This is a genomic window from Dactylosporangium sp. NPDC051541, from assembly GCF_044454505.1.
Taxonomy (GTDB): domain Bacteria; phylum Actinomycetota; class Actinomycetes; order Mycobacteriales; family Micromonosporaceae; genus Dactylosporangium.
The window spans coordinates 781,060-793,461 of record NZ_JBITDU010000004.1 but is presented as its reverse complement, the minus strand read 5'-3'; the positions used below and the strand labels follow the sequence as shown (position 1 = coordinate 793,461).

Sequence of the window (12,402 nt, the reverse complement as noted above, 5' to 3'; positions counted from 1 at the left end):
CGTGGACGAGGTGCTGCAGGAGTCGGTGCACCGGCCGGTGATCCGGATCGGGGACACGGTGCGGCGGCCGCTGCACCCGTGGAGCGCCTCCATTCACGAGCTGCTGGAGTTCCTGGCCGCGGCCGGGTTCCCCTACTCGCCGCGGTTCCTCGGGGTCGACGACGAGGGCCGGGAGGTGCTCACCTACCTCGAGGGGGAGTCCGGGGGCGACGGGTGGCGGCACGCGGCGGACGAGGGCGGGCTGGCGGCGATGGGGCGGCTGCTGCGGGAGTACCACGACGTCGTCGCCGGGTTTCGGCCTACGCACGACGGGCGGATCATGTGCCACGGGGACTTCGGGCCGTGGAACCTGGTCTGGCGCGACGGCGTGCCGGTCGGCATCCTCGACTGGGACTACGCGTGCCGGCGGCCGCCCGTGCACGACGTCGCCTACGCGCTGGAGTACGTGGCGCCGTTCCGGGACGACGAGGAGGCGATGCGGTCATACCGCCATCCGGGGCCGCCGGACCGGGAGCGGCGGATCGGCATCTTCGCCCGCGCCTACGGCATCGACGTCGACGGGCTCGCCGAGCAGGTCGTGATCCAGCAGGAGTACCTGCTGGACCTCGTCCGGCAGCTCGCCGCGCAGGGGCAGCAGCCGCATCAGGACTGGGTGCGCGACGGCGTGGAGGCGGAAATGGAGGCGCGGATCGCCTGGAGCCGGCGGTACAGTCGCCGAAATGTCGCCCCGTGAGCTCGTCGTGCTCGGCACCGCCAGCCAGGTCCCGACCCGGCTGCGCAACCACAACGGCTACTTCCTGAGCTGGGACGGCGAGGGGCTGCTGTTCGACCCCGGCGAGGGCACCCAGCGGCAGATGCTCCACGCCGGCGTCACCGCCAGCGCCATCACCCGGGTCTGCCTGACCCACTTCCACGGCGACCACTGCCTGGGCCTGCCCGGGGTCGTCCAGCGGATGTCCCTGGACGGATCACCGCACGACGTGCAGGCCTATTTTCCAGGCAGCGGCGAGGTGTACTTCGACCGCCTGCGCCACGCCACCCCGTTCTACGACGCCGTGCGCATCACCAAGCGCCCCATCACCGAGGGCGGCCTGCTCGCGGAGACGCCGAAGTTCCGGCTCGAGGCGCAGCCGCTCGACCACGGCATCGAGGCGTACGGCTACCGGCTGGTCGAGCCCGACGGGCGGCGGATGCTCCCGGAGCGGCTGCGCGCGCACGGCATCGCCGGGCCGGACGTGGCCGTGCTGCAGCGGGAGGGGGAGCTGCGGGGGGTGCGGCTGGAGGACGTCAGCGAGCCGCGCCGGGGGCAGCGCTTCGCGTTCGTCATGGACACCCGGCTGTGTCCGGGCGTGTTCGCCCTGGCCGACGGGGCCGACGTGCTCGTCATCGAGGCCACCTACCTCGCCGAGGATGAGGACCTGGCCGTCGCGCACGGGCACCTGACCGCCGGGCAGGCGGCGCGGGTGGCCGCGGAATGCGGGGTCGGCACGCTGGTGCTGACCCACTTCTCGCAGCGCTACGACGACCCGTCACGCCCCCGATACAGGCTGGAGGCGGAAGCGGTCTTCGACGGTGAGGTTGTGATAGCCGAGGACCTGACTCGCGTCAGGATCCGCGGCTAGTTCAGTCACACTCTGTGCAGATCGGCGCGCCGTTCTTCTCCCGCGAGAGCTGGCTGCGGTGGTGGACCAGGAAGCAGCTGGAGCAGCGGAACTCGTCGACCCGCATCGGCACGACGGGAACGGTGAGCTCCTCGTCGGTCAGTTCCGCGCCCGGAAGCTCGAAGCCGGCCTCGTTCTCGTCCACGTCGACGACGGCCGACTGGCCGTTCTGCCGCCGGGCGGTGAGCTCCTCGAGGCTGTCCTCGGCGAGGTCGGCGCCGACCGGGTTGCGTGGCGCGTCGTAGTCGGTGCTGATGGCCATGGCGTTCACCCTCTCTTGGTGACTTGGTTGTGTAACGAACGCCGCCGGCGTGGGATGTGTTCCCGATCGGCCTTGATCTGATGCATCACGTTCGTGAATGAATAAACACAGTGTCCCGGCTCACATCCGCTCATGACGGGCGGGCTGCGTCCGGTCCACTGTGGACATATCAACAGCGGCAGCGCCAACGAGGCTACCTCGCCGGGTCGCCCGTGCGCGGACTTTTGGCATTCTCCGCGCCGAGGTTCCTCGACGTGCCGGAAAACCCCAGGTCAGGACCGAGGTCTGGCCGAACGGTGGAACGCGGCGGAGGGCCTCTAGAGTTTTCGCATGAACCTTCCCCAGCGTGCTCGTGTGGTTGTTGTCGGTGGTGGGGTCATCGGGACGTCGGTGGCGTATCACCTGGCCAAGGCCGGCGTCACCGACGTGCTGCTGCTGGAGCGGGACCGGCTCACCGCCGGAACCACGTGGCACGCCGCGGGTCTCATCGTGACGTTCGGTTCGCTGTCCGAGACCTCGACGCGGCTGCGACAGTACACCCGCGACCTGTACGCGAGCCTGGAGGCCGAGACCGGGCTCGCGACGGGGCTGCGGCAGTGCGGGTTCATCGAGGTCGCCGCGGACCCGGGCCGGCTGGAGGAGTACCGCCGGGTCGCCGCCTTCAACCGGCACCTCGGCGTGGACGTCCACGAGATCTCCCCGGCCGAGGTGGGCACGCTGTTCCCCCTGGCCCGGACCGATGACATCCTGGCCGGGTTCTACGTCGCCGAGGACGGCCGGGCCAACCCGGTCGACATCACGATGTCCCTGGCCAAGGGGGCGCGGCTGCGCGGGGTGACGATCCTGGAAGGGGTGCCCGTCACGGGGACGCTGCGCCGCAAGGACACGGTCACGGGGGTCCGCACCCCGTTCGGCGACGTCGAGGCCGAGGTCGTGGTCAACTGCGCCGGCATGTGGGCCCGCCAGCTCGGTGAGGAGGCCGGCGTGAGCGTGCCGCTGCAGGCGGCCGAGCATTACTACCTCATCACCGAGCCCATCGACGGCGTCTCGGCCGACCTGCCCGTCCTTGAAGACCCTGGCTCATATGGGTACTTCCGGGAGGAGGGTGGCGGCCTGATGGTCGGACTGTTCGAGGGCGCCGCCGCGCCGTGGAGCGTCGACCGGGTGCCGGACGGGTTCTCGTTCGGGACGCTGCCGCCGGACTGGGACCGCATGGCGCCCTACCTGACCAAGGCGATGAGCCGGATCCCGGTCACGGAGACGGCCGGGGTGCGGACCTTCTTCTGCGGACCGGAGAGCTTCACACCCGACCTGGCCCCGGTCTTCGGCGAGTCCCCGGAGCTGCGCAACTACTTCGTCGCGGCCGGGCTCAACTCGATCGGCATCCTCACCGGCGGCGGCATCGGCCGGGCGCTGGCCACCTGGATCGCCGAGGGCCGCCCGGACGTGGACGTGACCGGCATGCACATCGACCGGCTGCAGCCCTACCAGCGCAACCGGTCCTACCGCGCTCGCCGTACCGTCGAAGCATTGGGTCAGGTCTATGCCACCCACTTCCCGCACAAGGCCTTCTCGTCCGGGCGGGACGCCCGCCGCTCGCCTTTGCACGACCGGGTCTCGCCGTTGCTGCCCTACCGCCGCGACGTCTCCGGCTGGGAGATGCCCGACTTCTACGGATATGACGCGACGTTCGAGCCCTCCTGGCGCCGCCCCGACTGGTTTCCGCTCTGGGCCGCCGAGCACCGGGCGGCCCGCGAGGACGCGATCCTCATGGACATGTCCTTCATGGCCAAGTTCCTGGTCGAGGGCGACGACGCGGCGGCCGCCCTGGAGGAGCTCTCGGCCAACCGGGTGGCTGGCTTCGCCGACGGCAGGGTCACCTACACGCAGTGGCTCAACGAGGGCGGGACCATCGAGGCCGACCTGACCGTCACCCAGCTCGGCGAGGACCGGTTCTGGGTGGTCGCCTCCGACACTGCCCACCGCCACGTGTTCGCCCGGCTGCGCCGCCACCTCGCCGGCCGGCACGCCTTCGCCGCCGACGTCACCTCCGGCTGGGCCCAGCTCAACGTCCAGGGCCCGCGCTCCCGCGAGATCCTGGCCGCGGCCGCCGGCACCGAGATCACGCTGCCGTTCCGGGGTGCGGCCGAGCTCGAGATCGGCTACGCGCGGGTCCTGTGCCTGCGGATCACCTACGTCGGGGAGCTCGGCTACGAGCTCTACATCCCCGCGGAGCAGGCGGTGCACGTCTACGACCGGCTCGTCGCGGCCGGGGCCGGGCACGGGCTGCGCCACGCCGGGCTCAAGGCCCTCGCGAGCCTGCGGATGGAGAAGGGGTACCGCGACTACGGCCACGACATCGACAACACCGACGACGTCCTGGAGGCCGGGCTCGGGTTCGCCGTCGCCCTGGACAAGGAGCATTTCATCGGCCGCGACGCCGTCCTGGCCCGCAAGGCCCGCGGCCCGCTGACCCGCCGCCTCGTCCAGGTCCTGGTGGCCGACCCGGCGGCGCTGCTGTACCACGCCGAGGTGGTCCGCCGCGGCGGCCGGGACGTCGGCTACGTCCGGGCCGCCTCCTACGGCCACACCCTGGGCGGCGCGGTCGGCCTGGCCATGCTCGACGCGGGCCCGGACGCGCTGGACCAGGCCTGGCTCGACGCGGCGCCGCTGACGGTGGAGATCGCCGGCGTGGAGTATCCGGCCCGGGCCTCGATCCGCCCCCTGTACGACCCGGCGAGCGAGCGCGTGCGGGTTTGACCCGAGTGACAGGTAAGCGACCGTTACGTTGCATTCGGTAACTGAACCAATACTCTCAGTGATGTCGGTCGCAGATGGCGGCCACAACACGGGGGAGTACGGAACATGCGCAAGCTTGTGACTATCGCGGTGGCCGCGCTGTCAGTCGTTGCCGTGGCCACGCCGGCCGCGGCCGCGTCGGAGGGCGCGTTCACCGTCGCCGGGACGCGGGACTGGGACCGCGACGGGCACCAGGACATCGTGGTGCGGGAGAACGCCAACGGGGACCTCTGGCTGTACCCGGGCCAGTCGAAACGCGGCTACAGCAGCGCGCCCCGGGTCAAGATCGGCAACGGCTGGAACGGCTTCGAGTTCGGCGGTGTCACCGACTGGGACAAGGACGGCCACCAGGACATCCTCGTCACCGAGCAGGCCACCGGGGACCTGTGGCTGTATCCCGGGCAGTCGAAGCGCGGCTACTCGACGGCCGCGCGGGTGAAGATCGGCAACGGCTGGACGGGCTTCCGGATCGTCGGGCTGGCCGACTGGGACAAGGACGGCCACCAGGACATCGTGACCCGCAACGAGTCGACCGGGGACCTGTGGCTGTACCCGGGTCAGTCGAAGCGCGGCTACTCGACGGTGCCGCGGGTGCAGATCGGCAACGGCTGGACCGGGTTCACGGTCGCCGGCCTGGCCGACTGGGACAAGGACGGCCACCAGGACATCGTCACCCGCAACGACTCGACCGGGGACCTGTGGCTGTACCCCGGGCAGTCCAAGCGCGGCTACAGCACCGCCGCGCCGGTCAAGATCGGCAATGGCTGGACCGGCTACACCGTCTCCGGCCTGACCGACTGGGACAAGGACGGCCACCAGGACATCGTGGTGCGCAACGACTCGACCCGGGACCTGTGGCTGTACCCGGGCCAGTCGAAGCGCGGCTACTCGACCGTGCCGCCGGTGAAGATCGGCAACGGCTGGTAGTTCAGGTTGATCTGCCGAAAATGTTACCCAGCGTCCCTAGTTGCACACATTCTGTTGAGTGACGGATCGCAGCAGGCGGTTCGCGGGTTCAACGGGGAGCTGGAAGACATGCGGATCAGGAGACTCGGCCTGGCGGCGGTCGCGCTGGGACTGGCGGCGGCCATGGCCACCGGCGGGCCGGCCTCGGCCTCGGGCGCATACTCGTTCGCGGGCGTGACGGACTGGGACAAGGACGGCAACCAGGACATCATCGCCCGCGACCCGGGTGGCGACCTGTGGCTGTTCCCCGGCGAGGGGACCCGGGCCGTGGCCGGCACGCAGCCGGTGCAGATCGGCCTGGGCTGGAACGGCTACACCTTCACCGGCCTGGCCGACTGGGACAACGACGGCAACCAGGACATCATCGCCCGCAACGTGGCCGGTGACCTGCTGATGTTCCCGGGCGACTCGGCCCGCGCGACCCCGTCGGCGGCGCCGGTGCAGATCGGCCTGGGCTGGAACGGCTACGCGTTCGCCGGCATCGCCGACTGGGACAAGGACGGCAACCAGGACATCGTCGCCCGCAGCCTCAACGGCGACCTGTGGCTGTTCCCGGGCCAGGCGGTGCGCGGCTACAGCACCGCCGCCCCGGTCCAGATCGGCACCGGCTGGAACGGCTACGATTTCGCCGGCATCACCGACTGGGACAAGGACGGCAACCAGGACATCATCGTCCGCGGCACGACGGGCGACCTGAGCCTGTTCCCGGGCGAGTCGGTCCGCGGCTACTCCTCGCAGCCGCCGGTCCTCATCGGCACCGGCTGGAACGGCTACGATTTCGCGGGCGCCGCCGACTGGGACAACGACGGCAACGCCGACGTCATCGCCCGCAAGGTGAACAACGACCTGTGGCTCTTCCCGGGCGACTCGACCCGCGGCGTCAGCGGCCAGACCCCAGTCGAAATCGGCAGCGGCTGGTAGGTCCGACCACTTTTCCCACAACGACGTCGCTGTTCACGACGACGTTCTCTGCTCACGACGACGTTCTTTGTTCACGACGACGTTCTCTGCTCACGACGACGTCCTTTGCTCACGACGACGTCCTTGCTCACGGCAACGTCATTCACGCGACAAGTCCGGATCCGCGCGCGGATCCGGACTTGTCGGTTATTTCAGCATTTAGCAGGCGTTCAACGCATTCTGCAGCGCGGTCTTCTCGGCCGACTGGAGTTTCAGCCCATAGGTGTACTTCACGCTGATCCACATCCGCGCGTACGTGCACCGGTATGCGGTCAGGGGCGGCTGCCAGGTCGACGGGTCCTGATCGCCCTTGGACTGGTTGACGTTGTCCGTCACCGCGATCAGCTGCGGATGCGTGAGATCGTTGGCGAACGACTGCCGCCGCGCCGTCGTCCACGCGCTGGCCCCGGACCGCCACGCCTCGGCGAGCGGCACGACGTGGTCGATGTCGACGTCGGAGGCCGCGGTCCAGGTCGCCCCGTCGTAGGGGCTGTACCACCGCCCGGCCGTGGCCGCGCACGCGCTGCTGGTGACCACCGACGTCCCGTCCCGCTTCAGCACCGTCTCGCGGGTGTCGCAGGCCCCGCTGATGGTGATCCAGTGTGGGAACTTGTCCCGGCTGTACCCGCTCATCGACCCCTCGGCCGCCACCGTCAACCCGTTGAGCTGCGTCTGGGCCGTAGCCTTGGACGGAATCCCGGGCGGCGTCGCGCCCGCCGGCCCGGCCAGCCCGACGACCGCCACGGACGCCGCCAGCACCGCGGCGGCCCCCACCCGAACGATCTTCGACATGCGCACTCCTCGCTATAGCTGAAGCTGTCGTGGAGCACGCTCGCTCCCACCCGTGAACACGATCCGGCCCGGACATGTCCAGAGATGGAAGAATATCAATGTAATGGCCCGGCCGTTGCATACCGAAAACACCGCCCCGCTGACCGGATGACGGTGGCGGGGCGGTGTGCGAAGTGCGGAGTGCGGAGTGCGTTACGAGAGGACGCGGAGCTGGACGGTTGTCGCCATCGCGGAGAGCTGGGTGAGGATCTCCTGCGGGAAGGAGGCGGCGATGTCGGTCAGGAGGTAGCCGTACTCGCCGCGAGTGGCCAGGATCTGGCCCTCCACGTTGACCTTGTGGCTGGCGAAGATGCTGTTCACGTCGGCCAGGACGCCGGGGACGTTGTGGTGGAGCAGGGCGATCCGCGCGGTGTCCGGGAGCTGCGTGAGGTTCAGCGACGGCAGGTTGACGCTCAACGTCGTGGAGCCCTCGGCGACGTACTTGTGGAGCTTCTCGGCCACGAAGGAGCCGATGTCCGACTGGGCCTCTTCCGTCGAGCCGCCGATGTGCGGGGTGAGGATGACGTTCGGCAGGCCGCGCAGCGCCGACACGAACTCGTCGCCCTTCGCCTTCGGCTCCTTCGGGAACACGTCCACGGCGGCGCCCGCGAGGTGGCCGTTGTCGAGGTGGCGGCGCAGGGCGTCGTGGTCGATGACGAAGCCGCGGCTCAGGTTGAGGAAGATGCTGCGCGGGCGCATCAGGGCGAACTGCTCCTCGCCGAAGAAGCCGCTGTTGCCAGGGCGGCCGTCGACGTGCAGGGTGACGATGTCGGCCACCTCGAGCAGCTCGTCCAGGGAGTTGCAGCGCACGGCGTTGCCCAGCGCCAGCTTCTCCGAGGTGTCGTAGAAGTACACCCGCAGCCCGAGATTCTCGGCCAGAACGGACAGCTGCGTGCCGATGTTGCCGTAGCCGACGATGCCGATCGAGCGGCCCCGGATCTCGTGGGAGCCCTCGGCGTCCTTGTTCCAGACGCCGTTGTGCATGTCGGCGTTCTTCTCGGTGAGCCGGCGGGTCAGCGCGATGATCTCCGCGATCGCCAGCTCCACGACGCTGCGGGTGTTGGAGAACGGGGCGTTGAACACGGCGATGCCGGACTCGGCCGCGGTGCGCAGGTCGATCTGGTCGGTGCCGATGCAGAAGGCGCCGATGGCCCGCAGCTGCGGGGCGGAGGCCAGGACGTTGGCGGTGACCTGGGTCTTGGAGCGGATGCCGAGCAGGTGGACCCCGTCGAGCTTGGCGATCAGCTCGTCCTCGTCGAGCGCGCGCCCGACGGTGTCGACCTCGTAACCCTCGGACCGCATCCGCTCGACCGCGATCGGGTGGATGTTTTCGAGGAACAGGACCCGCACCGGGTCGGCCTGGGATGTCGTCAGCACCCTCCCACCCTAAGTGACCTCACGAGTCACTGGTACGTGAGCTGCCACTCGTCCCACCCTGCGCGACCGCGTGCCGGGTGCGCAGCTTGTCCCGTATCTCCTCCGGGGTGTAGGCCCGCCGCTGCCGCTCCGCCCGGGCCACGAGCACACCCGTCGCCGCCACGCCGACGACACCCGCGAGGCCGACGACCTTCCACCACTTGATCCGCATGACGCCCTAGGGTAGTCCCGGTGAATGTCGATCTCGACGAGGCCGTGGCGATGACCCGGACGGGTGACCTCTGGGTGTTCCGCGGCCGCACCCCCGCCGACCGGGCCATCCAGACGCTCACCAACAGCCCCGTGAACCACGTCGGCATGGCCGTCGTCCTCGATGACATGCCGCCGCTCATGTGGCACGCGGAGCTGGGCCGCTCACTGCCGGACATGTGGACCGGGACCCGCCAGCGTGGCGTACAACTGCATGATCTTCGAGACGCCGTGCTCGTCTGGGGCCGGCGCTACGGGCAGCGGGCGTGGCTGCGTCAGCTGTTCCCGGAGGCCGGGCCGGCGATGCAGGACGCCGCCCTGCGCACGGTCGCCCGGCTCGACGGCACCCCGTTCCCGTCGACGGCCCGCCTCGCCGGGCGCTGGTTCAAGGGCCGGCTGCCGCACCTGCGCGAGGCGACCAGCGGCACCCTGGAGACCGCGTACTGTGCCGAGGTCGTCGCCGTCACCTACGAGGACATGGGACTCCTCGAGCGCAGGCGCCGGGCGAACTGGTACGACCCGGGCAAGTTCTGGAGCGGTGACGACCTGGAACTGCTCGGCGGGGCCCGGCTCGGCGAGGAGATCGCGGTAGCGCTCCCACAAACATAAAAGTCCGGGTGTGGAAGAAACGCGACAACACGTGTGGCAGATCTGTACGTTCGGCCGTGCTCAGTCCGCGAACGGGAAAGGGTAATTTTCTCGCGTGACCGAGCAGCCCCAGCAGCCCCTCGACCACGCGGACACCCCGGGGCCCGACTCCGCCGCGACGCAGCCGCTGACGTCGGCGGCGATGGCGGCCGCGCGGTCCCGGGCGCTGACGGCCGACATCGACGACGCCACCCAGCCGCTGCCGCCGCCCCCGCCGCGGGAGCACCCGGTGCACCGCCCGCCGACCGCGATGATCGCCGCGCTGGCCGTCGGGGTGCTCGTCGCCGGGGCCGCCGTCGCCATCCTCATCGGCCGGATCGACCGCCAGCCGGCCGCCGCGGCCGACGCGGCGCCGCAGTGGTTCAACTCGGCCCAGTCCCTCGTCGACTACCTCGACCGCCGCGGCCTGCCCTGCACCGGCTACGAGGCCGTCGACGCCGTCGCCGCGGCCACCGTCCCCGGCTCCGTCTCCCGCGGCCGCTGCACGGCCGGGGGCAGCGCCGTCGGCGTCGGCGTGTACTCCGAACACAGCGACGTCGAGGTCCAGTGGTCGACCCAGGCCGGGCACGGGCCGCTGTTCATGGCCATCGGCCAGAACTGGACCGTCGACGGCCCGGCCGACTGGACCAGGCGCGTCGCCGAGGTGATGAGCGCGCAGTACCGCACCCAACAATAGGATCGCGGAGTGCTGGATCAATTCCTGCGGGCCTGGCTCGGCCGCTGGCCCGCACCGCACGGCCTGGTCGTCGTCGGCAGCCCGCAGCGGGAGCAGCCGCGCTGGGACGGCGCGGAGCAGCGGGCCCTCGGCGTCGTCGACGGCGCCGGCAACGGGGTGCTCTCCGTCCCGCCGGCCAGCCGCGACGCCGTCGCCGACCTCGTCGCCCGGTCCGGGATCGACGGGCTGGCGGCCGGGCTGCCGGCCCTCGTCGGGCGGCCCGAGCAGCACGTCTTCGCCGGCGTGTTCCGGTGGTCGGACGCGCCCGCTGTCCTGGACGACGCGGGGGCGTGGGAACCGTCCGGCGGGCCCGGGCTGCCGCCGTGGCTGCGGCCGTTCCCCGGCGAGGTGCTCGTCGCGCGGGACCCGGGGACGGGGGAGTACCTGGCCGGGGTGGGCCTCAAACCACACGACCCGACCGGCGTCGAGATCTGCGTCGGCACCGAGGAGCGGGCCCGCGGCCGGGGACTGGCCCGGCGCCTGGTCGCCCGGGCGGCCCGCCGGATCGTCGACGCTTCGGCGGTACCCCTCTATCTGCACGATCCTGAGAACTTCGCCAGCGCGCGCGTCGCCGACGCGTCCGGCTTCCCCGACCGGGGCTGGAAGATCCTCGCCCTGGCCGGCGCCGAGTAACGGAACCGGCCGGAAAAGCGCAGATCCGCGCCGCCCGGGTCGATGATTGCGGTATGTTCCCCCGTCCCGGCGCCGTCCACGTGGGCCGCCAGCCGATCTTCACCCGGCACGGCGACGTACACGGGTATGAGCTGCTGTTCCGCGGTGACGCGAGCGCGACCGACGCCGACGAACGCGGCGCCTACGCCACCAGCCGCGTGCTGATCACCGCGTTCACCGAGATCGGCATCGAGCCCCTGTGCGGGCGCGGCCTGTGCTTCGTGAACCTCACCCGCGAGTTCCTGGTCGGCGACCTGCCCCTGCCCTTCGACGCCGACCAGGTCGTCCTCGAGATCCTGGAGACCGTCGAGATCGACGACGAGGTCGTGGCGGCCGTCGCCGGGCTCGTCCGGCAGGGGTTCCGCATCGCCCTCGACGACTACGTGTTCGGCCTCGGCCACGAGCCGCTGCTCGAGCTGGCCACCTACGTGAAGATCGACGTGCTGGAGACACCGGCCGCGGACCTCCCGGCGACCGTCGAGCGGTGCCGCAAGTACGACGGCATCAAACTCGTCGCCGAACGCCTGGAGACACCCGAGCAGCTCGACCTCGCCCGCGTGCTCGGATTCGATTTCTTCCAGGGGTACGTCCTGGGGCGCCCGCAGGTCGTGAGCGCGGCGGCACTCTCACCGTCGCGACTGGCCCGGGTCGAACTGCTGAGCCTCCTCGTCGGCCCCAGCATCCCCCTCGCCCGCGTCGTCGGCCTCGTCACCAGCGATCCCGCGCTGTCCCTGCGCCTGATGGCGGCCGCGAACGCCGACTCGCTCGGGCTGCCGGTGAAGGTGTCCTCGGTACACGAGGCGGTCCTGCTCCTCGGCGTTTCCCGGCTGCGCGACTGGGCGACGCTGATGCTCGTCAGCGACCTGGACGACCCCGGGACGCAGCAGCTGGGGGCGGCGATCACCCGGGCCCGCATGTGCCAGAACATCGCCGGGCGGATGGACCTGCCACCCGAGGCCGCGTTCACCGCCGGGCTCGTCTCCGCCGTCGCCGAGCTGCTCGGCCAGCCCGCGGCCGACCTCGCGCTGCGGCTGTCGCTGTCGCACGAGGTGACCGAGGCCCTGGTGGCCGGGGCCGGGCCGCTGGGCGAGCTGCTGTCGCTGGTCGCCGCGTACGAGGCCTCCGACCTGCCGATGCTCCTGGCCGCACCACTGCCGGTGGAGGACACCGCGCGGGCCTATCTGGACGCGGTGGCGTACACCGGGCAGATCATCGCACCGCGGGCCCGCCCGGCTTCCTAAATTCGCCGGGCTTTCCCGCCG

13 protein-coding genes are annotated in these 12,402 nt (G+C 70.8%); 9 read left to right on the top strand and 4 right to left on the bottom strand.

Going from position 1 to position 12,402, the window contains the following annotated elements; all coding sequences use genetic code 11:
- The first annotated feature begins 1 nt into the window (after position 1).
- Together ACIA8L_RS23225 and ACIA8L_RS23220 are read left to right on the top strand one after the other, a co-directional pair.
- Positions 2-733 carry an aminoglycoside phosphotransferase family protein gene (locus tag ACIA8L_RS23225; protein WP_395907759.1) on the top strand — a complete coding sequence of 244 codons (732 nt, stop codon included), beginning with the start codon at positions 2-4 and terminating at the stop codon, positions 731-733.
- Positions 720-1,622 (top strand): ribonuclease Z, encoded by a 903-nt coding sequence (locus tag ACIA8L_RS23220; RefSeq protein WP_395907757.1) that lies wholly within the window; start codon positions 720-722, stop codon positions 1,620-1,622. The genes ACIA8L_RS23225 and ACIA8L_RS23220 overlap by 14 nt, the downstream gene beginning before the upstream one ends.
- A 1-nt stretch (position 1,623) precedes the next feature.
- Here ACIA8L_RS23220 and ACIA8L_RS23215 read toward each other — a convergent pair whose 3' ends face one another.
- Positions 1,624-1,917: a DUF4193 domain-containing protein gene (locus ACIA8L_RS23215; RefSeq protein WP_395908067.1), complete on the bottom strand. Its 294-nt coding sequence runs from the start codon at positions 1,915-1,917 to the stop codon at positions 1,624-1,626.
- Between the two features lie 336 nt (positions 1,918-2,253).
- On the opposite strand from ACIA8L_RS23215, the gene ACIA8L_RS23210 reads away from it, so the two are divergent.
- The 3 genes from ACIA8L_RS23210 to ACIA8L_RS23200 all read left to right on the top strand — a co-directional run bounded on the left by ACIA8L_RS23210 (position 2,254) and on the right by ACIA8L_RS23200 (position 6,609).
- Positions 2,254-4,683 carry an FAD-dependent oxidoreductase gene (locus tag ACIA8L_RS23210; protein WP_395907755.1) on the top strand — a complete coding sequence of 810 codons (2,430 nt, stop codon included), beginning with the start codon at positions 2,254-2,256 and terminating at the stop codon, positions 4,681-4,683.
- 105 nt (positions 4,684-4,788) lie between these two features.
- Positions 4,789-5,649: an FG-GAP repeat domain-containing protein gene (locus ACIA8L_RS23205; RefSeq protein ID WP_395907754.1), complete on the top strand. Its 861-nt coding sequence runs from the start codon at positions 4,789-4,791 to the stop codon at positions 5,647-5,649.
- 108 nt (positions 5,650-5,757) lie between these two features.
- Positions 5,758-6,609, top strand: a complete 852-nt coding sequence (locus tag ACIA8L_RS23200; RefSeq protein WP_395907752.1) for an FG-GAP repeat domain-containing protein — start codon at positions 5,758-5,760, stop codon at positions 6,607-6,609.
- 198 nt (positions 6,610-6,807) lie between these two features.
- Here the strand turns inward: ACIA8L_RS23200 and ACIA8L_RS23195 are convergent, their stop codons facing one another.
- From ACIA8L_RS23195 to ACIA8L_RS23185, 3 genes are all read right to left on the bottom strand, one after another.
- Complete coding sequence (locus ACIA8L_RS23195; RefSeq protein WP_395907750.1) at positions 6,808-7,440, bottom strand: HNH endonuclease family protein; 633 nt, start codon at positions 7,438-7,440, stop codon at positions 6,808-6,810.
- Between the two features lie 192 nt (positions 7,441-7,632).
- On the bottom strand, positions 7,633-8,856 hold the full coding sequence (gene serA, locus ACIA8L_RS23190; protein WP_395907749.1) for a phosphoglycerate dehydrogenase: 1,224 nt from the start codon (positions 8,854-8,856) through the stop codon (positions 7,633-7,635).
- A gap of 19 nt (positions 8,857-8,875) precedes the next feature.
- A complete protein-coding gene (locus ACIA8L_RS23185) occupies positions 8,876-9,061 on the bottom strand; it encodes a hypothetical protein (protein WP_395908065.1) in 186 nt (61 codons plus the stop codon).
- A gap of 26 nt (positions 9,062-9,087) precedes the next feature.
- Here ACIA8L_RS23185 and ACIA8L_RS23180 point away from each other — a divergent pair, with 26 nt between their 5' ends.
- From ACIA8L_RS23180 to ACIA8L_RS23165, 4 genes are all read left to right on the top strand, one after another.
- On the top strand, positions 9,088-9,714 hold the full coding sequence (locus ACIA8L_RS23180) for a hypothetical protein (RefSeq protein WP_395907747.1): 627 nt from the start codon (positions 9,088-9,090) through the stop codon (positions 9,712-9,714).
- Between the two features lie 94 nt (positions 9,715-9,808).
- On the top strand, positions 9,809-10,429 hold the full coding sequence (locus ACIA8L_RS23175; RefSeq protein ID WP_395907745.1) for a hypothetical protein: 621 nt from the start codon (positions 9,809-9,811) through the stop codon (positions 10,427-10,429).
- Between the two features lie 9 nt (positions 10,430-10,438).
- Positions 10,439-11,101, top strand: coding sequence for a GNAT family N-acetyltransferase (locus ACIA8L_RS23170; protein ID WP_395907743.1), 663 nt, complete (start codon positions 10,439-10,441; stop codon positions 11,099-11,101).
- A gap of 53 nt (positions 11,102-11,154) precedes the next feature.
- Complete coding sequence (locus ACIA8L_RS23165) at positions 11,155-12,381, top strand: EAL and HDOD domain-containing protein (RefSeq protein ID WP_395907741.1); 1,227 nt, start codon at positions 11,155-11,157, stop codon at positions 12,379-12,381.
- Positions 12,382-12,402: the final 21 nt, after the last annotated feature.